This window comes from Streptomyces vulcanius, assembly GCF_042653945.1.
GTDB lineage: Bacteria > Actinomycetota > Actinomycetes > Streptomycetales > Streptomycetaceae > Streptomyces > Streptomyces mangrovi.
The window spans coordinates 185,017-204,484 of the sequence record NZ_JBHSFK010000014.1 but is presented as its reverse complement, the minus strand read 5'-3'; the positions used below and the strand labels follow the sequence as shown (position 1 = coordinate 204,484).

The 19,468-nt window shown below is 68.9% G+C and carries 19 protein-coding genes; 5 read left to right on the top strand and 14 right to left on the bottom strand.

Features of this window, described 5'->3' with window-relative positions; genetic code table 11:
* The first annotated feature begins 32 nt into the window (after positions 1-32).
* Positions 33-1,100, top strand: a complete 1,068-nt coding sequence (locus ACFPIH_RS22865) for an aldo/keto reductase (protein WP_381164048.1) — start codon at positions 33-35, stop codon at positions 1,098-1,100.
* A 19-nt stretch (positions 1,101-1,119) separates the two neighbouring features.
* Here the strand turns inward: ACFPIH_RS22865 and ACFPIH_RS22860 are convergent, their stop codons facing one another.
* The 3 genes from ACFPIH_RS22860 to ACFPIH_RS22850 all read right to left on the bottom strand — a co-directional run bounded on the left by ACFPIH_RS22860 (position 1,120) and on the right by ACFPIH_RS22850 (position 3,238).
* Positions 1,120-1,968 carry an intradiol ring-cleavage dioxygenase gene (locus tag ACFPIH_RS22860; RefSeq protein ID WP_381164051.1) on the bottom strand — a complete coding sequence of 283 codons (849 nt, stop codon included), beginning with the start codon at positions 1,966-1,968 and terminating at the stop codon, positions 1,120-1,122.
* Between the two features lie 137 nt (positions 1,969-2,105).
* Positions 2,106-2,369, bottom strand: coding sequence for a hypothetical protein (locus ACFPIH_RS22855; protein WP_381164054.1), 264 nt, complete (start codon positions 2,367-2,369; stop codon positions 2,106-2,108).
* On the bottom strand, positions 2,366-3,238 hold the full coding sequence (locus tag ACFPIH_RS22850) for an isocitrate lyase/PEP mutase family protein (protein WP_381164056.1): 873 nt from the start codon (positions 3,236-3,238) through the stop codon (positions 2,366-2,368). Before ACFPIH_RS22850 ends, ACFPIH_RS22855 begins: the two co-directional genes overlap by 4 nt.
* A gap of 271 nt (positions 3,239-3,509) precedes the next feature.
* Between ACFPIH_RS22850 and ACFPIH_RS22845 the strand changes: the two genes are divergently transcribed.
* A complete protein-coding gene (locus tag ACFPIH_RS22845) occupies positions 3,510-4,160 on the top strand; it encodes a DUF4360 domain-containing protein (protein ID WP_381164059.1) in 651 nt (216 codons plus the stop codon).
* Positions 4,161-4,388: 228 nt separating this feature from the next.
* Here the strand turns inward: ACFPIH_RS22845 and ACFPIH_RS22840 are convergent, their stop codons facing one another.
* From ACFPIH_RS22840 to ACFPIH_RS22800, 9 genes are all read right to left on the bottom strand, one after another.
* Positions 4,389-5,159: an intradiol ring-cleavage dioxygenase gene (locus ACFPIH_RS22840; protein WP_381164062.1), complete on the bottom strand. Its 771-nt coding sequence runs from the start codon at positions 5,157-5,159 to the stop codon at positions 4,389-4,391.
* A 146-nt stretch (positions 5,160-5,305) separates the two neighbouring features.
* A complete protein-coding gene (locus ACFPIH_RS22835; RefSeq protein WP_381164064.1) occupies positions 5,306-6,982 on the bottom strand; it encodes a pyridoxal phosphate-dependent aminotransferase in 1,677 nt (558 codons plus the stop codon).
* Positions 6,983-7,178: 196 nt separating this feature from the next.
* Positions 7,179-8,327, bottom strand: coding sequence for an aldose epimerase family protein (locus ACFPIH_RS22830; protein WP_381164067.1), 1,149 nt, complete (start codon positions 8,325-8,327; stop codon positions 7,179-7,181).
* 228 nt (positions 8,328-8,555) lie between these two features.
* Complete coding sequence (gene mmsB, locus ACFPIH_RS22825; protein WP_381164070.1) at positions 8,556-9,800, bottom strand: multiple monosaccharide ABC transporter permease; 1,245 nt, start codon at positions 9,798-9,800, stop codon at positions 8,556-8,558.
* On the bottom strand, positions 9,797-11,347 hold the full coding sequence (mmsA, locus tag ACFPIH_RS22820) for a multiple monosaccharide ABC transporter ATP-binding protein (protein ID WP_381164073.1): 1,551 nt from the start codon (positions 11,345-11,347) through the stop codon (positions 9,797-9,799). The genes mmsB and mmsA overlap by 4 nt, the downstream gene beginning before the upstream one ends.
* Positions 11,348-11,379: 32 nt before the next feature.
* Entirely contained in the window at positions 11,380-12,486 is a 1,107-nt protein-coding gene (gene chvE / locus ACFPIH_RS22815; RefSeq protein WP_381164076.1) for a multiple monosaccharide ABC transporter substrate-binding protein, read from the bottom strand.
* A gap of 142 nt (positions 12,487-12,628) precedes the next feature.
* On the bottom strand, positions 12,629-13,600 hold the full coding sequence (locus tag ACFPIH_RS22810) for a hypothetical protein (RefSeq protein WP_381164079.1): 972 nt from the start codon (positions 13,598-13,600) through the stop codon (positions 12,629-12,631).
* A gap of 136 nt (positions 13,601-13,736) precedes the next feature.
* Positions 13,737-14,777 carry a zinc-dependent alcohol dehydrogenase gene (locus ACFPIH_RS22805; RefSeq protein ID WP_381164082.1) on the bottom strand — a complete coding sequence of 347 codons (1,041 nt, stop codon included), beginning with the start codon at positions 14,775-14,777 and terminating at the stop codon, positions 13,737-13,739.
* Positions 14,774-15,934, bottom strand: a complete 1,161-nt coding sequence (locus tag ACFPIH_RS22800) for a mandelate racemase/muconate lactonizing enzyme family protein (RefSeq protein WP_381164085.1) — start codon at positions 15,932-15,934, stop codon at positions 14,774-14,776. Before ACFPIH_RS22800 ends, ACFPIH_RS22805 begins: the two co-directional genes overlap by 4 nt.
* Positions 15,935-16,146: 212 nt before the next feature.
* Between ACFPIH_RS22800 and ACFPIH_RS22795 the strand changes: the two genes are divergently transcribed.
* Both ACFPIH_RS22795 and ACFPIH_RS22790 read left to right on the top strand, forming a co-directional pair.
* Positions 16,147-16,881, top strand: coding sequence for an SCO2400 family protein (locus ACFPIH_RS22795; RefSeq protein ID WP_381164088.1), 735 nt, complete (start codon positions 16,147-16,149; stop codon positions 16,879-16,881).
* On the top strand, positions 16,878-17,066 hold the full coding sequence (locus tag ACFPIH_RS22790) for a hypothetical protein (protein WP_381164091.1): 189 nt from the start codon (positions 16,878-16,880) through the stop codon (positions 17,064-17,066). The genes ACFPIH_RS22795 and ACFPIH_RS22790 overlap by 4 nt, the downstream gene beginning before the upstream one ends.
* Here ACFPIH_RS22790 and ACFPIH_RS22785 read toward each other — a convergent pair.
* Together ACFPIH_RS22785 and ACFPIH_RS22780 are read right to left on the bottom strand one after the other, a co-directional pair.
* Positions 17,063-17,827 (bottom strand): class I SAM-dependent methyltransferase, encoded by a 765-nt coding sequence (locus ACFPIH_RS22785; RefSeq protein ID WP_381164095.1) that lies wholly within the window; start codon positions 17,825-17,827, stop codon positions 17,063-17,065. The two genes, ACFPIH_RS22790 and ACFPIH_RS22785, sit on opposite strands and share 4 nt — an antisense overlap.
* 43 nt (positions 17,828-17,870) lie before the next feature.
* Positions 17,871-18,323: a MarR family winged helix-turn-helix transcriptional regulator gene (locus ACFPIH_RS22780; protein ID WP_381164098.1), complete on the bottom strand. Its 453-nt coding sequence runs from the start codon at positions 18,321-18,323 to the stop codon at positions 17,871-17,873.
* Positions 18,324-18,436: 113 nt separating this feature from the next.
* Here ACFPIH_RS22780 and ACFPIH_RS22775 point away from each other — a divergent pair, with 113 nt between their 5' ends.
* On the top strand, positions 18,437-19,435 hold the full coding sequence (locus ACFPIH_RS22775; protein ID WP_381164101.1) for an NADP-dependent oxidoreductase: 999 nt from the start codon (positions 18,437-18,439) through the stop codon (positions 19,433-19,435).
* Positions 19,436-19,468 lie beyond the last annotated feature (33 nt).

The window sequence follows — 19,468 nt, the reverse complement described above, 5'->3', positions numbered from 1 at the left end:
AGTGACTCGGTCGACGAGAGAGGAACACCGCCATGGAGTACAGGAGGCTGGGCGCATCCGGACTCAAGGTCTCCGCGCTGAGCTTCGGTGCCGGCACCTTCGGAGGCCGAGGACCGCTGTTCGGCGCCTGGGGCACCACCGATGCGCGAGAAGCACGCCGTCTCGTGGACATCTGCCTCGACGCCGGTATCACGATGTTCGACACCGCCGACGTCTACTCCGGCGGCGCGTCCGAGGAGGTGCTGGGCGAGGCGATCAAGGGCCGCAGGGACCAGGTGATCGTGTCCACCAAGACCAGCCTGCCGACAGGGGACGGTCCGGGCGACGCGGGCTCCTCCCGCTCGCGTCTGATCACCGCGTGCGAGGACGCCCTGCGCCGGCTCGGCACCGACCGCATCGACCTGTTCCAGCTGCACGCCTTCGACGCCGGCACGCCGATCGAGGAGGTCACGGCCGCACTCGACGATCTCGTACGCGCGGGAAAGATCCGCTACCTCGGTGTCTCCAACTTCTCCGGCTGGCAGGTGATGAAGTCCCTTGCCATCACGGAGCGGTACGGCCGTACGCGCTACGTCGCGCAGCAGGTCTACTACTCCCTGATCGGCCGCGACTACGAATGGGAACTGATGCCCCTCGGGCTCGATCAGGGACTCGGTGCCGTCGTCTGGAGCCCACTCGGCTGGGGACGGCTCACCGGCAAAGTCCGCCGCGGCCGGCCGCTGCCCGTCGAAAGCCGGCTGCACCACACCGCCGACTACGGGCCGCCGGTCGAGGACGAACACCTCTACCGCGTGGTCGACGCCCTGGACGAGATCGCCCGGGAGACCGGCAGAAGCGTTCCGCAAGTCGCCATCAACTGGCTGTTGGGGCGGCCGACCGTCTCCTCCGTCATCCTCGGTGCCCGCAACGAGGAGCAACTCCGTCAGAACCTCGGCTCCGTCGGCTGGACACTCACACCCGACCAGATCGCAGAACTCGACGCGGCGAGCGCCAGAACGGCGCCCTACCCGTACTTCCCCTACCGGCGCCAGGAGGGCTTCGCCCGGCTCGACCCACCCGTGGATGCCCTTGGGCCGTCACCCCGCAGTCGTACGGAGTGACGGCCCGACGGGTGGGGGATCAGGCGGAGTTGACGCCCACCGTGAGGGTGGCCTGGTAGCCGTCGGAGACGCTGGAGCCCAGCGCGGTCAGGGTCAGCAGGCCCGAGGAGGCGCCTCCGTCGTCGTAGATGCTGTCGTTCGCGAGGGCGGTCTCCGGGGTGGTGTTCTCGGAGTACGGCGAGGTGGCCTGGACCTCGGTGTTGATGTCCGCGTCGAAGAAGAGCTGCCCGGTGTGGATGGTCTCGCCGCCGGTGTACGAAGTGTCGGTCAGGGTCACGTCCGTGTGCACTCGCATATGGACGTGGACCGCGCGGGAGACGTAGTGGCCGGGCCAGATGGAGGTGATGCTGCACTGGCCGTTGGAGTCGGTCAGCTGACCGCCGCGCAGCCAGGTGCCGTTGTCGTCCTCCTCGTGGCCGTTGCCGCCGACGAAGCCGGAGTACTCGCCGAGGGCGTCGCAGTGCCAGATCTCCACCAGGGCGTCGGCGAGCGGTGCGCAGTCGTTGGCCTGGTCGACGACCGTGAAGGTGTACTGGACCTCGAAGCCCTCCTTGTCCTCCCGGATGTCCTCCCGGACGAGAGCGCCGTCGAGGGAGTAAGGACCCTCTGTGACTTCGGCGTTCAGGGTGCAGACGCCGGAGGTGGCGTCGGACGTGGCGGAGGCCGTGGCTTCCGTCGCGGCCTCGGTGGTGCCGGAGCCGGTGTCCGCCGACGCCATGCCGGCTATCGCGAGTCCGCCGGCCGCGGCGACCGCGCCGCCACCGATCAGGACGCGCCGCCGTTTCATGCTCTTGTCGAGCCGGTGCTTCCCCGGCTGGTTGTTGTCGTTGTGGTCGAGGATCTCGTGGTGCTCCGTGTTTCCCGTCATGGGCAAGAAGTTAGGAGCGCATCTGAGGAAATCCTTAATGTGCGGCTGTGAAGGGCCTGGGGATCCATCGCCCAGCATCGCCCAACTGCCATCGATTGCTGGCGAGTTCGGACATCGTGAACGGGATCCCCAGGCGCTCAGTCGCCGTCCTCCTCGTCGGGGTGCGCCCCATCGACGAGTGCCTGGAACATGTCCACGGCGCTGCCGTCGTGGTCACTGCCGGCGGTACCGCTGCTGCCGCTCTGGACGTTGGCCGTCCGGTCGACCTCCAGGATGGAGTCGGCGTGCGAGTTGTCGATCACCGTGATCAGGCTGCCGGCGGCCACGGCGGGCGTCGCGCCGCCGCCCGCCAGCAGGGCCAGGGCGACAGCGGCGGCGGCCCGGGTCCGGGCGTGGGTCATACGCTCACGCTCTCGCGTGCGGCGGGTACGTCCTGGTTCCGCGCGATGTTCTTGGCCAGCAGCCCGGTGGACTCGCTGACGCCGATCCCGCCCGACTCGTCCGCGGCCGGCAGCCGTCCGTCGGCGAGCCGCAGCTCGGTCAGGGCCGTGTCCATCGCCCGGTGCGCCGCGAAGAGACACGGCGTGCTGTAGATCGCGACGTCGATGCCGAGCTCGGACAGCTCGCTGAGCGAGAGGCGCGGCGACTTGCCGCCGGCGATCTGGTTGAACAACAGCGGCTTGCCGCCCACGACTTCGCGGATCCGCTGGATCCACTCCACGCTGCGGACCCCGTCGACCAGGACGACGTCGGCGTCCGTCGCGGCCAGCGCCTCGGCCCGGTGGAGGATGTCGGCCTCCTCCGTGGCGTCCGTGCGGGCGACGACGACCATGTCCCTGCGGGTCTCCAGGACGGCGTGCAGCTTCTCCAGGTACTCCGTGAGCGGCAGGATCTGCTTGCCGTCCGCGTGCCCGCAGCGCCGGGGCCGCTTCTGGTCCTCCAGGATGACGCCGGAGGCGCCGATGCGCTCCAGGCCCTCCACGACGTGACAGGCGACCTCGGCGTCGACGTAGCCGTCGTCGATGTCGACGAGCAGGTGCTGCCGGGGGAAGGCGCCGCGCAGGCGCTGGACGAAGGCCACCATGTCCGGCCAGGCGATGAAACCGATGTCGGGCAGCCCGTAGTACGAGGCCGCGAAACCGAAGCCGGAGACGAACATCCCGTCGTAGTGCCCGGCCGCGACCGATGCCGAGTACATGTCGTACACGCCGATGAGAGGGGTCGTGCCCGGCTCGGCGATCGCTCTGCGCAGCTTGTTTCCGTATGTCATCGTCCAGCTCCTCGGGAGACACGGCGGTTCTTTACCGAAAACAGATCATTTCGTGCCCGTACCGATAGCCGCTCCCTACGCGGGCTTTACTCACCCCAACGGCGTATCCCGTTCACCGGGGAAACGTCACGCCTCGCTGTGAACCGGCCGGGGTGAATGGCCGGAGTTCGACCTGTCCCCGCCCCGGTGCTCTTCCTACGATTCCCTCGCCGCGGTGCTTCACAGAAACTCCACAGGTTCTCCATGCTTCAAGGAAGAGGAGAGACCCCCCATGGCAAGTGGACTGCTCCTGGGCGGCGCGATCGCCGCCCTCGTCGGTGCCGCGGTACCCGCGCACAGCACCTCGGGCGGGTTCGTCGACCCGCCCCCGGACAGGATCGTCATCGACGTCGCCACGGTGAACGGCTCCGGCTGTCGCCCCGGCACGGCGGCCGTCGCCGTCTCCGAGGACAACACCGCGTTCACGGTGACCTACAGCGAGTACCTCGCCCAGGTCGGCGGCAACTCCGACCCGACCGCCTTCCGCAAGAACTGTCAGCTCAGCCTGGTCGTCCATGTCCCGTCGGGCTTCACGTACGCCATCGCCCAGGCGGACTACCGCGGCTTCGCCGCGCTCCAGTCGGGCGCGAACGCCGTACAGCGGGCCTCGTACTACTTCCAGGGCTCGTCGCAGACGGTGTTCAAGAACCACACCTTCAACGGCGCCCTGAACGACAACTGGCAGGCGACCGACACCACCGACTGGGCCAACCTGGTCTACGCGCCCTGCGGAGTCCAGCGCAACTTCAACATCAACACCGAGCTCCGCGTGAACGCCGGCAGCTCCTCGGCGAGCAAGGTCAGCTTCATGACGATGGACTCGACCGACGGTGACATCAACACCACGTACCACATGACCTGGATGCAGTGCCCGGCCAAGTAGGCCGTAACGGCCGCCCGAACCCCACGGGGCTCGGGCGGCCAGCCCTGCTCTCCATCGGCGGGTTCGCCGCCGCGATCGGGCGTTGGACGCGCTCGGTGTCGGTGAGGCGCTGAGGGCCACCGCACGCCCCCCTGCACACGGGCGGCACCCGCACCCCCGCCGACCTCCGGCACGCCGACCGGGCGCCACCGTGGCTACGGTGACGCCCGGCCGGACAAGGGGGCGGGGTCAGCTCTGCTCGACGCCGAGCGTCAGTGTCCCGGCGTACCCGGAGGACGTGGAGCTGCCCAGGGCCGTCAGGGTCAGCAGGCCGCTCGCGGCGCCTCCCTCGTCGTAGATGGAGTCCTGGGCGAGGGTGGTGCGGGCGACCGTGTTGGCGGTGTACGGGGAGATCGCGGCGACCCTGGTCGAGATCGTCTCGTCGAAGAAGAGCTGGCCGGTGTGGATCTCCTGGCCGCCGGTGAAGGAGCCGTCCGAGGTCAGGGTGACGTTCGTGTGGACCTTGATGTGGATGTGGATGCAGCGGCCGCGGTACCAGCCGGGGTAGACCGTGGTGATCGCGGCGACACCGCTGGAGTTCGTCAGCACGCCGCCGCGCAGGAACGTACCGCTGTCCGGTTCGCTGTGGCCGTTGCTGCCGACGAAGCCGGAGTACTCGCCGAGGACGTCGGCGTGCCAGATCTCGACGAGCGCGTTGCCGAGCGGGACGCAGGTGTCGTCGTCGACGACGGTGAGGGCCAACTTCAGCGGGATGCCCGTCTTTCCCTCGGTGATGTCGGCGCGGACGTACTGGCCGTCGAGGTAGTAGGGGCCTTCGGTCATCTCCTTCGTGAGGGTGCAGACGGCCGCCGCGGCGACCGGAGCGGTGTCCGCCGTGCGGGCTGTGGGGGCTTCGGTCGTCGCGGCGGCGCCCACGGCGAGGGTGGCGGCGGTGGCGCCGGTCGCCACGAGCACCGTACGGCGTCCGATGGGGCTGCGGGTTTCCGAGGTTTCTGTCATGGACACGGCACCGTAGAAAGGGTTTCTGTCCGAGGGCTGTCAGTTGGGCAAAGCGTCGACACGTCAAGTCCCTTGCAGGACAAGGAAGGACGGCCGGCCGCTTGGGTGTCGACCGACCGTCCTGTCCCGGAACTCCTGCGGAGTGGCTAGCCCGTCTGCCCCATGCCCGCCGCGTTCGGCCAGCTCTGGGCGTTCGGCCAGCCGGTGGCCGCCGCCGGGGCGAGGCCGTTGGTGCCGCGGACCTGGGCGGCGGTGAGGCCGCCGCGGGCCGGGACGCCGGGCGGGGTCTGGGCGGCGGGAGCCATCTGCTGGGCGGGCGCCATCTGCTGGGCCGGAGCCATCTGCTGGGCCGGAGCCATCTGCTGGGCGGGAGCCATCTGCGGCACGGGCATCTGGCCCATCGCCGGGGCCATCTGGGCCGGAGCCATCGCGGCCGGGGCCATCGGCATCATGGCCGGGACCGGCGCCGGGGCCATTGCGGGCGCGGGCACAGACTGGGGGAAGATCTGTGCAGCGGCCGGCATTGGCATCCCGGCGCCGTTGGACGGGGCGGCCTGCGCCATCGCGGGCATCGGCATGCCCATGGCCTGAGCGGCAAGGCCCGGCATGCCCGCCCCGTTGGTGGCCTCGACCAGCAGCCGGTCCACGGCCGCCGTACCCGAGCTGTAGCCGGCCCCTGCGCCGAGCTCGGGCACGGCGGCTCCCCTCCTGGTCCCGTAGAGCACCTGTTCCAGGCCGGACACCAGGCGACGCACGTCCACCTGGGGGCGCACCACGAGCCGCAGGAAGCGGCTGGAGGAGCCGATCTTGTTGCCGCACTCACGGACCAGGATCCGGTGGTCGGTGAGCATCCGGTCCCGGACCACGGTGCCCTCGGCGCCGACGGGAAGCCGTACGAAGAGGAAGTTCCCCTGGGACGGGTAGACCGTCAGACCGGGGAGCGCGGAGAGCTGGCTGGCCATGTCGAGACGGTCCCGGCGCACCTGGAGCAGGCTCTGCGCGTACTCGGGGCCGTGCTCCTTGAGCATGAACACCACGTACTCGGCGAAGGCGTTGAGGTTCCACTTCGGCAGCATCGAGCGGACCTTGCCGGCCAGCGCGGGGTTGGCGACCATGTAGCCGAAGCGGATGCCGTGCAGACCGAAGTTCTTGCCGAGGCTGCGCAGCACGATCACGTTCGGCCGGATCATCGCCTCCTGCACGACGCTGGGCTCCTGCTCGGCGTCGGCGAACTCCAGGAACGACTCGTCGATGACGATCAGGTCCAGGTCGGCCATCGCGTCCATGAACTGCACGAGCGCGTGCTTGTGCAGGAAGCCGCCGTCGGGGTTGTTCGGGTTGCAGATCACCGCGACCTTCGTGCCCCGGGTGCGGATGAACTCGGCGTACTGCGCGAGGTCCAGGGCGAAACCGCTCGACTCCTGGAGCGGGAACATGTCGACCCGCTTGCCGGTCTCCATCGGCTGGTCCGTCCACCGGCCGAAGGTGGGGACCGGGATCGCGAGGGACTCACGGACGAGCAGATGGTCGATCCAGGTGATCAGCTCGGTCGAGCCGTTGCCCATGGCCACGGCCTGCGGCGGGAGCTGGAGCAGGTTGCACAGTTCGGCGGTGATCGTGTCGGCGCTGCTCGGGTAGTACGTGACGATGTCCCGCAGCCGCGCGGACATGGTGTCCATCATGGCCGGGGTGGGGAAGTACGGGTTGCACGGAATACAGAAGTCGACCGGGCCGGTGCCGTCCCCGCCCTCGCGCGTCAGCGCCGCCATCGACGGGCTGTGAGCCGCCGTACTGCGGAACAACGAGGTGACGTTGTCGGCCATGGAACCTCCGTATGGGGCGGACCCGGTGGGGACGTCCGGGTCCGTCGTCTTGGGTGGCCCGCGCGGGGGAGCGCGGGCCGCTCATACATACGCAGGTGTGAGTGACCCCGTTCAACGGGTGTGAAAAAAATGTGAGTTACGGAACCGGGGGCCGATGTTTCGCATCGGCCCCCGGTTCGCGGTTACGTCCTGACCGCTATGCGTCGAACGTGTGGATCGTCGTCGTGCGGTACGTCTGTCCCGGGCGCAGCACCGTGGACGGGAACGACGGCTGGTTCGGCGAGTCCGGGAAGTGCTGCGTCTCCAGGCAGAGCGCGTCACCCTGGCGGTAGGTGCGGCCGCCCGTGCCGGTCAGGGTGCCGTCCAGGAAGTTGCCCGAGTAGAACTGGAGCCCCGGCTGGTCGGTGGCGATCTTCAGGGTGCGGCCGGAGCGCGGGTCGCGCAGCGTGGCCACGTGCACCGGCTTGGCGGTGATGCCCTTGTCCAGGACCCAGTTGTGGTCGTAGCCCTTGGCCTGCACCTGCTGCGGGTGCGCGGCCCGGATGTCGCGGCCGATCGCCTTCGTCTTGCGGAAGTCGAAGGGGGTGCCGGAGACCTTCGCCAGCTGGCCCGTGGGGATCAGCCCCGAGTCGGTGGGCGTGTAGCGGGCGGCGGCGATCGTGAGCTCGTGGTCCTCGATCGTGCCGCTGCTCTCGCCGGCCAGGTTCCAGTAGACATGGCTGGTGAGGTTGACGACGGTGGCCTTGGTCGTGGTGGCCTCGTAGTCGATGCGCCACTCGCCGCGCTTGGTGAGGGTGTACGTCACCTTCACCTTCAGCGTGCCCGGGTAGCCCATCTCGCCGTCGACGCTGGTGTAGTGCAGGTACAGGCCGACGTCGGAGCCCTTCACGAACGGCTCGACGTTCCACACGTGCTTGTCGAAGCCCTTGATGCCGCCGTGCAGGCTGTTCACGCCGTCGTTGACGTTGACCTGGTACTTCTTGCCGTCGAGGGTGAACTGCCCCTTGCCGATGCGGTTGCCGTACCGGCCGATCAGGGCACCGAAGTACGGCGTCTTGGCGACGTAGTCCTCGATGTTGTCGAAGCCGAGGGAGACGTTGGCGTACCGGCCGTGGCGGTCGGGGAGCTCCAGGGACTGGACCACGCCGCCCCAGGAGAGGACCTTCAGGCGGGTGCCGCCGTTCTCCAGGGCCCAGCTGTAGATCTTCGTGCCGTCGGCGAGCTTGCCGAACAGCGTCTTCACGGGCCGCCGCCCGGAGGAGGCCTCGGCCGTCCCGCCGAGGGCGGTCGCGGCCACTCCCGCCGCCGCGGTGCTTGCTATGACCGTGCGTCTGCTCAAGTTCATGTGCGGCTCCTAATGGGGGGACGGGGATGGGGATCCCCGCATGCGCAATGAGTAGTCGTGCGGTGTCTTTGTGTTGCTCCTGCGGGAGCCGGTTCGGGCTGGACCGCAGTCTCCGGGCTGGAAGCCTGCCGCTTCCGGCGGTGGGCGGAGTCACGTGCGGCTCTCCATGTGAGAAAGCCGAGTCCGATAAGGACAATGGGCCCCGCCGGTTGGCGGGGCCCCAGTCGTTTACGAACCGGACTTGCGCTTGTTCCAGACATCGAAGCCGACCGCGGCCAGCAGGGCCATGCCCTTGATGACCTGTTGCCAGTCGGTGCCGACGCTCAGGAGGTTCATGCCGTTGTTCAGCACACCGAGGACGAGACCACCGATGATCGCGCCGAGGACGGTTCCCACACCGCCGCTCATGGACGCGCCACCGATGAACGACGAGGCGATCGCCTCGAGTTCGAAGTTCAGGCCCGCCTTCGGCGAGGCCGCGTTCAGACGGGCGGCGACCACCATGCCCGCCAGGGCCGCGAGCACGCCCATGTTCAGGAAGACAAGGAAGGTGACCTTCTTGTCCTTGACGCCGGACAGCTTCGCCGCCGGCAGGTTGCCGCCGATCGCGTAGATGTGGCGGCCGAAGACGGCGTTGCGCATGATGTAGCCGTAACCGACCACCAGCACGCCCAGGATCAGCAGCACGATCGGCGCGCCCTTGTAGCTGGCGAGCAGCATCGTGACGGTGAGGATCGCGGCGACGATGGCGACGAGCTTGAGCAGGAAGAGGTTGCGCGGCACCACGTCCAGCTCGAACTCCTGCTGGCGCTTGCGGTCGCGGACCTCCTGGAGCACCACGAACACCAGCAGGACGATGCCGAGGAGCAGCGTGATGTTGTGGTAGTTGGTGTCCGGGCCGACCTCCGGCAGGAAGCCGTTGCCCATCTCCTGCAGGCTGTCCGGGAACGGGCCGAGGGTCTGGCCCTTCAGCAGGATCTCCGTCAGACCGCGGAAGAGCAGCATGCCCGCGAGGGTCACGATGAACGACGGTATGCCGAGATAGGCGATCAGGAAGCCCTGCACCGAGCCGGCCACCGCGCCCACCACCAGGCACAGCACCAGCGCGAGGAACCAGGGCACGTCGTGCTGCACGGTCAGTACGGCCGCGAAGGCGCCCACGAACGCCGTCAGTGAGCCGACCGAGAGGTCGATGTGACCCGCGATGATCACCAGCATCATGCCGATCGCGAGGATCAGGATGTAGCTGTTCTGCAGCACCAGGTTGGAGACGTTGCGCGGCAGCAGCAGGTCGCCGCCGGTCCACACCTGGAACAGGATCACGAGCAGACCGAGCGCGATCAGCATGCCGTACTGGCGCATGTTGCGGCGCAGACCGCCCAGCACCAGCTGGAGCAGGCTGCCGTCGGCCGATCCGCCGCTCTTGCCGGGCGGCGCGGCGGCCGGGCTCTTGTCGGTCACATCGGTGCTCATCGCGTTACCTCTTTGTCCTTCGTCATCTGACGCATCAGCACTTCCTGCGTGGCCTCGGCACGCTGGACCTCGCCCGTGAGCCGCCCGGCGGCCATGGTGTAGATGCGGTCGCACATGCCGAGCAGTTCGGGCAGCTCGGAGGAGATGAAGACGACCGCCTTGCCCTGGGCGGCCAGCTGGTCGATGACCGTGTAGATCTCGTACTTGGCGCCCACGTCGATACCGCGGGTGGGCTCGTCCAGGATCAGCACGTCCGGACCCGCGAAGATCCACTTGCTGAGGACGACCTTCTGCTGGTTGCCGCCGGACAGCTTGCCCACCGGCTCGAAGACCGTCGGCGCCTTGATGTTCATGGACTTGCGGTAGCCCTCGGAGACCTGACGCTCCTGGTGCTCGTCGACCACGCCCCGCTTGGCGACCTTGTTCAGGGCCGTCAGGGAGATGTTGCGGTTGATCGTGTCGATGAGGTTGAGGCCGTAGTGCTTGCGGTCCTCGGTGACGTACGCGATCCCGTGGTCGATCGCCTCCGCGACCGTCTTCGTACGGATCTCCTTGCCGTCCTTGAGGACCGTGCCGCCCGCGTGCCGGCCGTAGGCCCGCCCGAAGACGCTCATCGCGAGTTCGGTGCGCCCCGCGCCCATCAGGCCCGCGATGCCGACGATCTCGCCCCGGCGCACGTTGATCGACACCTCGTCGACCACCTTGCGCTGCTGGTCGATCGGGTGGAACACGGTCCAGTCGCGGATCTCCAGGGCCGGCGCCGAGTCCGACTCGCCGTCGAACGGGGTGCGTTCGGGGAAGCGGTGGTCGAGGTCGCGGCCGACCATGCCGTTGATGATCCGGTCCTCGGTCGTCTCCGGCGCCTTCACGTCGAGGGTCTCGATGGACCGGCCGTCGCGCAGGATCGTCACCGAGTCCGCGACCTTGCGGATCTCGTTGAGCTTGTGGGAGATGATGATCGAGGTGATGCCCTGCTTCTTCAACTCCAGGATGAGGCTGAGGAGTTTGCCGCTGTCCTCGTCGTTCAGCGCGGCGGTGGGCTCATCCAGGATGAGCAGCTTCACCTTCTTCGACAGCGCCTTCGCGATCTCCACGAGCTGCTGCTTGCCCACGCCGATGTCGGCGACGCGGGTCTCCGGGTGGTCGTCGAGACCGACCCGGCGCAGCAGCTGGGTGGCGTGCCGCAGGGTCTCCCGCCAGTCGATGAACCCGCCCTTGGCGTGCTCGTTGCCGAGGAAGATGTTCTCCGCCAGGGAGAGATACGGCGACAGCGCCAGCTCCTGGTGGATGATCACGATGCCGTGCTGCTCGCTCGCCCGGATGTCCTTGAAGTGGACTACCTCTCCCTCGAAGAGGATGTCGCCCTCGTAGGTGCCGTGCGGATGGACGCCGGAGAGCACCTTCATCAAGGTGGACTTCCCGGCGCCGTTCTCACCGCAGATGGCGTGGACCTCGCCCTGACGGACGGTCAGTGTGACGTCCGACAGCGCTTTGACGCCGGGAAAGGTCTTGACGATCGAGCGCATTTCCAGGACGGGTCCCGCCATGGTCGTGCCTTCCAATCCGTGAGGTTCGACGCTTACTTGAGCTGGTCGGCCGTGTAGTAGCCGTCGTCGACAAGCTCCTTCTCGTAGTTCGTCTTGTCGACGCTGACCGGCTGCAGCAGGTAGGCGGGAACGACCTTGGTGCCGTTGTCGTAGGACTTGGTGTCGTTGACCTCGGGCTTCTTGCCGTTGAGGGAGGCGTCGACCATGTCCGTGGCGACCTGGGCGAGCTTGCGCAGGTCCTTGTAGACCGTCATCGACTGCTGGTCGGCGATGATCGACTTCACCGACGCGAGCTCGGCGTCCTGGCCGGTGATGACCGGCAGCTTCTTGCTGCCGGAGCCGTAACCGTCCGACTTCAGCGCGGCGAGGATGCCGATGGAGATGCCGTCGTACGGCGAGAGCACCGCGTCGACGTTGCCGCTCTTGTACGTCGAGGTGAGGATGTCCTCCATGCGCCGCTGGGCGGTGGCGCCGTCCCAGCGCAGGGTGGTGACCTGGGTGAGCTTGGTCTGGCCGGACTTGACCACCAGCTTCTTGCTGTCGATGTACGGCTGGAGCACGCTCATCGCACCGCCGAAGAAGTACTTGGTGTTGTTGTCGTCGTTGGAGCCGGCGAACAGCTCGATGTTGAAGGGGCCCTTGCCGCTCGCCAGGCCCAGCTTGTCGACGATGTAGGTCGCCTGGAGCTTGCCGACCTTCTCGTTGTCGAAGGACGCGTAGTAGTCGACGTTCTTCGTGCCGAGGATCAGGCGGTCGTAGGAGATGACCGGGATCTTGGCGTCGGCGGCCTGCTGGAGGACGTTGTTCAGGGACTTGTTGTCGATGGCGGCGATGACGAGTGCCTTGACGCCCTGGGTGATCAGGTTCTCGATCTGGTTGACCTGCTGGTCGGGGTCGTCCTCGCCGTAGACCAGCTTGGTCTTGTAGCCCTTGGCCTTGAGGTCCTTCACGACGTTGGCGCCGTCGGTGATCCAGCGCTCGGAGGACTTGGTCGGCATCGAGATGCCGATGGTCCCGCCCTTGGAGTCCCCGGCCTTCTCCTCGCTGCCGCCCTCACCGGACTGCCCGCAGGCGGACAGGGTCAGGGCGAGAGAGGCGGCTCCGGCTATGGCGGCGAGGGCGGCTCTGCGGTTACGCATGGTCATCATCCTTGATGTGTGTGCAGGGATCGGTCTCGCGGTGCGAAGGGAGCTCCCGGCGGTGACGCCGGGAAGACCGAGAAGGGGTGTGTGGGATTCTGCGCGCCTGTGTCGGCTTGTGTGAAGCGAGGTTTCCGGAACGTTATGACCGGGTGTCGAACCTGTTCAGTTCGCCGGGCAGACGCGAGCCGAGCGGAGCCATGTCGCCGTCCGCGCCGTGGCGCGCGAGCAGGTCCAGGGCGAGCCGGCCGCGCCGCACCCGCTCCCGTGCCGTGGACAGCGTCAGATCCCGCATGTGGTGCCCGTAGGGGTAGATCCCCGGGGCCTTGGACAGCCCGAACTTCAGATAGAGCGGTGCGCCGCGCCGGATCAGCTCGGCGACCTCGTACATCCGGATGTAGCCGCCCAGATCGTCGGGCGCTTCGATGTACATGTCCATGGGAGCGCCGGAAACCCGGCGGATCTCGGTGAGGTGATCCAGCGTCAGATCGCTGGGCACGTTGACGGAGTCGGCGCCGAGCCGCTCGTAGACGGCGTACGAGGCCGGGTTGACGGGGCCGATCAGCGCCGACACCTTCAGCGTCGTGTCGGCCGGGATGACCCCGGCCACGCGCGCCCGGTGCAGCGTCCACAGCACGCCCTCGTCGGCGACGAGCAGGCACTTGACGCCCAACTCCGTTGCCCGGACGGCGTCTTCGACGCAGCCGGCCACGGCGTCATGGCCACGGGCGCGCAGCCCGCCGCCCCGCGAGTCGGTCCGGGTCGAGCCGCCGATGTCCCACGTGCCGCGCGGGCCGGTGAACAGGCAGAGCTCGATGTCGCGCTCGCCCGTCGCGTCGACCATCTCGGTGATCTCGTCGTCGGTCAGCATCCACACGCCGCTGCCCTGGCTGATCCGGTGGATCGGCACGTCGAGCCGGGAGGCCTCCTTCAGGATGACGGCCAGCGCTTCGGGACCCTCGCACGAAGGGACCTCGGTGCGCCAGCGGCCACCGCCCGGGAAGGAGTGGGCGGAGGTGTCGGCGGGGTCGAGGGCGGGCGCGCCCAGGCCGAGCTCGGCGAGCGCCTGCTCACCGGGGCGGCGGGCTGCCGTTGCGGAAGCGTCGGTGGTCACAGGGAGTCCTTCGTGTTCGGTATTTCGGACAAGGTTCGCGGCTCATGGCGTACGCGGCTGTCGTACGAGGTGGGGATGTACGCCGGTACGGGGACCGTCAGGTCGCCCCCGTACCGGCGTACGGCTTGGGGGCGGCCTACGGCCTGAGCAGCACCTTGCCCACCTTCGGGTCACCGGAGCCGACCAGCTCGATGGCCTCGGAGAACTCGGCCAGCGGCAGCTCGTGCGTGACCAGCGGCAGCGGATCCAGCAGCCCGGCCCCGAACACCCGCACGGTGTGCGACCAGGCGTCCGGCGGTGCCCCGAAGACGGTGTGCACCTCCAGCTGCCGTACGACGAGATCCGTCGGGTCGAGCCCGTCGGCGCCCGGCGCCGGGATCCCCGTCAGCACCAGCCGTCCGCCGCGCCTCAGCAGCGAGGCGGCGGTCCGCGCGGCCGACGCCGACCCGGCGGTCTCGATCACGACGTCGAAGTCGTCGGGCAGCTCCTGGATGGGGGTCCCCCCGCTCGAGCGAAGCCGAGAGTGGGGGAGGGTGCGGAAGTCGGTGGCGCCGAACTGCCGGGAGAGCGTCTCCCGGTCGTTCCGCGTGCCGACCACCAGCAGCTCGGCCGGCGAGCCCGCCTTCAGGAACTGCACGGCGAACATGCCCAGGGTGCCGGTGCCCACCACGGCCACCCGCTCCCCGGGCAGCGCGTTCGCCTTGATCGCGGCGGCGGCGATGCACGCGGCGGGCTCAAGGAGGGCGGCGGAGGTGAGGTCGGCGTCGTCCGGGAGGGGGTGCAGCAGCCGGGCCGGGAGGGTGAGGGTGGCGGCCATCGCACCCGGCTGGGTGAAACCGGTCTCCTCGTACCCGTCCGTGCACAGCGTCGTCTCGCCCGCGTGGCAGCGGTCGCAGACCTGGCAGTTGCGGAAACCCTCTCCGACGACCTTGCGGCCGACGAGGGAGGTGGGGACACCGGCGCCCACGGCGGAGACGGTTCCCGACCACTCGTGCCCCGGGGTGAGCGGGTAACGGACGTACCCCTCGGGCCGGTTGCCCTGGTACACCTCGCGGTCGCTGCCGCAGATGCCGACGGCGTGGACCCGGACCAGCGCCTCGCCGGGACCGGGCTCACGGGGCGTGTGCGCGGTCAGCCGGTGCTCGCCGGGCGCCTCGATGACGACGGCGGTGCTCACTTCTCGGTGCCCTTCGGCTTGCGCTGCTCCCAGCCCTCGGCCCACAGGTCGAAGCGCGCCTGCTGCTGGGGGAACTCGGCGGCGGCGTCGACGTCCAGCTCGACACCCAGGCCGGGCGCGTCGGAGAGGTGGAAGTACCCGTCGATCACCTCGGGGGCACCCTTCACGACCTTCTTGATCTCCGAGTCGGCGAAGTCGTTGAAGTGCTCGAGGATCTTGAAGTTGGGGGAGGTGAAGCCGACCTGGAGGGAGGCGGCGGTGAGCACGGAGCCGCCCACGTTGTGCGGGGCGACCAGTACGTAGTGCGCCTCGGCGGTCGCGGCGAGCTTCCGGGTCTCCCAGATGCCGCCGATGTGGCCGACGTCCGGCTGGATGATGTCGACGGCCTGGCTCTCGAAGAGCTCTCGGAACTCGATGCGATCGTGAATGCGCTCACCCGTGGCGACCGGGATGTCCACCTTCGCGGCGACCTTCTCCAGCGCCTTCAGGTTCTCCGGCGGGCAGGGCTCCTCCAGCCAGGCGGGCTTGAAGGGGGCCAGCTCCTTGGCCAGCCGGACGGCGGTGGCGGGGGAGAAGCGGCCGTGCATCTCCAGCATCAGCTCGGCGTCCGGACCGATGGCGTCCCGCACGGCCTCGATGAGGGAGACGGCGTACAGCGTCTGCGCGTGGTCCAGCTCGAAGTGCCCGGTCCCGAAGGGGTCGATCTTGAGCGCCCGGTAGCCGCGCTCGACGACCCCCTGGGCGGCCTTGTGGTAGGCCTCCGGGGTCCGCTCGGTGGTGTACCAGCCGTTGGCGTAGGCCTTGACCTTGTCGGTGACCTTCCCGCCGAGCAGCTGCCAGACGGGCACCCCGAGGGCCTTGCCCTTGATGTCCCAGCAGGCCATCTCGACGATCGCGATGCCGGACATCACGATCTCACCGGCCCGGCCGTAGTCGCCGTACTTCATGCGGCGCGCGAGGTCCTCGACAGCGAACGGGTCCGAGCCGAGAATGTGGTTGGCCTCGGCTTCTCTCAGGTAGCCGATCAGCGCGTCGGTGTGGCCCAGCATGCGGGTCTCGCCGACGCCCGTGATGCCCTCGTCGGTGTGCACGAGGACGTAGGTCAGGTTGCGCCACGGCGTCCCGACCACGTGCGTGCTGATTCCGGTGATGCGCACGGATGATGCCCCTCAGCTGTTCGAGATTTCGTCACTCGTTCGAAATGCTGGCGTGACAGTAAGGACGGGGTGAGGGGAGTGTCAATGGGTCGAACAGGTAACGGTTTCGATAGTTTCGATACCGTGTTCAAGGTTTGGAACTGCTGTTCCCACACAACCTTCACAGCCGGACCTAGGAACGTGACCCTCCGGGAACTTAGTCTTCCCGCGTCATGGACTACTGCCACCCGTGCCGACGGCACCTCAACGGCGCCCTCGCCTGCCCGGGGTGCGGCACGCCCGTCGAAGCGCCACGCGCGTACGCTCCGGAAGCGGAACAGGAACCGGAAGCCGCGCCGGAGCCCGAGCCGAGGCCCGATCCGGACGAGCCCCAGGGCCGTGCCGCGCGCCGCCGGGAACAGGGCCGGGGCAGTCGTAGGGGTCCCGTCGCCGTCGCGGAGGCGAGTCGTCGCGATCGCAAGGCCACGGCACACCGCCGGCGCCGCAGGCGCACCATGCTGATCACCGCCGGCTTCGTCCTGGCGGCGGGCGGTCTGAGCCTGGCCGAGCTCGGCGTGGACGCGCCCGGCTTCTCCTCCTCCCCGAACCCGGCGGCGGCCGGCGGCGAGTCGGCGGAGGTGGACGGCTCGGTGCCGAAGCCGAGCGCGTCGGCGCGGCCCCTGGATGACAGGAGGGGCGACGCGAAGGGCAAGGCCTCGCCGTCCCCCGACGCCTCGGCCTCCGCCTCCCCGTCGGCGTCGCAGTCCGAGGACGACGGGTCCGACCCCACGCTGAGCCCGTCCGGGGAACCCCAGTCGGCCACCCTCCCCGGCGGCTCGGGCTCCACCTCCTCCTCGACCCCGACGGACCCGGCCACCACCCCGGCGGCCGACCCGACGACCACGGACCCGTCCCCGGATCCGTCGCCGTCGGAAACCTGCAATCAGTTCCTCTGGTGGTGCACATGACCGTGGCCCTGGTGGTCGCGCTGCTGGTCCTGGTACTCGTCGTGGGCGGCTGCGTCTGCGTGGTCTGGGCGTCCCGCGGCGGCCCGCGCTGGGTGCGCTGGATCGCCACGGCGACCCTGCTGCTGGGCGAGGTGGTCCGCGCACCGGGACGCGGGAACAATCAGTCGGGCGGCGACGGCGACTAGGCCCTGGGGAGCCGGTAGACGGAGACGTGGGACCGTGACTCCGCGGTGAACTCGGTTCCGTCCCAGTCCGCGTGTCTGCTCTCCAGCTCGAACCCGGCGAGCTGGGCCATGAGATCGAGCTCGCCCGGCCAGATGTACCGGTGCGGGCTGCGGAACACCTCGGCCTGCCGGCCGTCGCCGAAGCGGAAGTGGTGCGACACGACGCGCTGCCGCAGCACGTCGTACGTGTCCAGCCCGATGTACCCCGGCTCGCTGTGCCAGACCGTCGCCTCGTGCCCCTGCGGCTGTCTCCGCAGCTCGGGTATCCAGAGCTCGATCACGAACCGCCCGCCCGGCCCGAGATGCCGCGCGGCGTTCCGGAAGCACGCGACCTGTCCGGCCTGGGTGAGGAGGTTGGAGATCGTGTTGTAGACGAGGTAGACGAGCGAGTACGTCCCCGGCGCCCGGGCCGTCGCCATGTCCCCGATCACCACGGGGATCGTCGCCTCGTCGGCCTTCGTCCGCAGCTGCTCGGCCATCGGCGGCGACAGCTCGATCCCGGTCACCGCGACCCCGTGCTCCGCGAGCGGCACGGCCACCCGTCCGGTTCCGATCGCGAACTCCAACACCCGCCCGCCGTCGGCGAGTTCGGCCAGCCGCCGCACCGTCGGGCCCAGTACCTCGGCGGCGAACATGCCGGTGCCCGGAGAGTCGTACCGCCGGGCGGTCTCGTGATCCCAGATCGATGCCTGATCCGTCTCGGGGTTCTGCTCCGTCTCCATGCGGTCCACGATCACCACGCGACGCGCCCGCTGTCCAACGAATTCAGTCGGCGGTCGCCGCGGGCGTCAGCATCCGGCGCAGCAGCCCCCGCAGCGCCACCCGCTCCTCCTCGCCCAGCCCGGCCAGGGGCTCGTGGGCGAAGCGGAGGGACTCGCGGAGGCTCTTCGCCGTCCTGCGGCCCTCTTCCGTCGCCGCCGCCAGTTTCACGCGGCGGTCGGCCGGGTCGGGGCGGCGCTCGACCAGGCCGCGTGACTCCAGGCGGTCGACGATGCCCGTGACGTTGGACGGCTCGCACTTCAGTTTCTGGGCCAGCTTGCGCATGGGAAGCGGTTCCAGGGAGAGCAGGCTCAGCAGGCGGGCCTGGGCGCCGGTGAGGGAGTGATCGGAGGCCGCGTCCTCATAGTCCTCGTAGAACCGCGCCACGACGTCGCCGATCAGCTCGACGACCTCCATGGTCAGGGGGTCGGGGCGGCGGGTCTTCTCCGGTGTGGCCATGGACTTCAGCGTACCCCTTTACTTGACATCATGAAATATTCAGGGGCATGGTTGTTTCAGGTACTGAAGTATTTGAACCATGTGAGCCCTCTGTACGAGGAAAGGCGCTTGTGATGATCAACCGCGAATGGCACCTGCTCAGCCGCCCGGTCGGCTGGCCGAAGCCCGAGGACTTCGCCCTGGTGGAGACCGAGGTCCGGACCCCGGGCGAGGGTCAGGTGCTGGTGCGGAACAAGTACCTGTCGGTCGACCCGTACATGCGCGGCCGCATGAGCGCCGCGAAGTCGTACACCGACCCCTTCGAGCTGGGCAAGGTCATGCAGGGCGGTGCGGTCGGCGAGGTCGTCGAGTCCGGCGCCGAGGGCATCGCCGTAGGCGACCATGTCCTGCACTTCGGCGGCTGGCGCGAGTACGCCACCATCGACGCGAAGCACGCCGTCAAGGTCGACCCCGAGGCCGCGCCCCTCTCCGCCTACCTCGGCGTCCTCGGCATGACCGGCCTCACCGCCTACGCCGGCCTCCTGCGCACCGCCGCCCTCAAGGAGGGCGACACCGTCTTCGTGTCCGGCGCGGCCGGTGCCGTCGGCAGCCAGGTCGGACAGATCGCCAGGCTGAAGGGCGCCTCGCGCGTCATCGGCTCGGCCGGTTCGGACGACAAGGTGAAGCTGCTCGTCGAGGAGTACGGTTTCGACGCCGCCTTCAACTACAAGAGCGGGCCGGTGAGCGAGCAGCTGCGCGCCGCCGCTCCCGACGGCATCGACGTCTACTTCGACAACGTCGGCGGTGAGCACCTGGAGGCCGCCATCGGGTCCCTCAACCAGGGCGGCCGGATCGTCGTCTGCGGCATGATCTCCGTCTACAACAACACCGAGGCCGCCCCCGGGCCCCGCAACCTCGCCCGGCTCATCCAGACCCGCGGCCGTATCGAGGGCTTCCTGGTCGGCGACCACTTCGACCTCCAGCCGCAGTTCGTCCAGGAGATCGGCCCCTGGATCCGCTCGGGCGAGCTGAAGCACCGCGAGACCGTCGTCGAGGGCATCGAGAACAACCTCGAGGCGTTCTTCGGCGTGCTGCGCGGCGACAACACCGGGAAGATGATCGTCAAGCTCTGAGAGTCCCCCCAGGCCGAGGGCCGCACCCCTGGA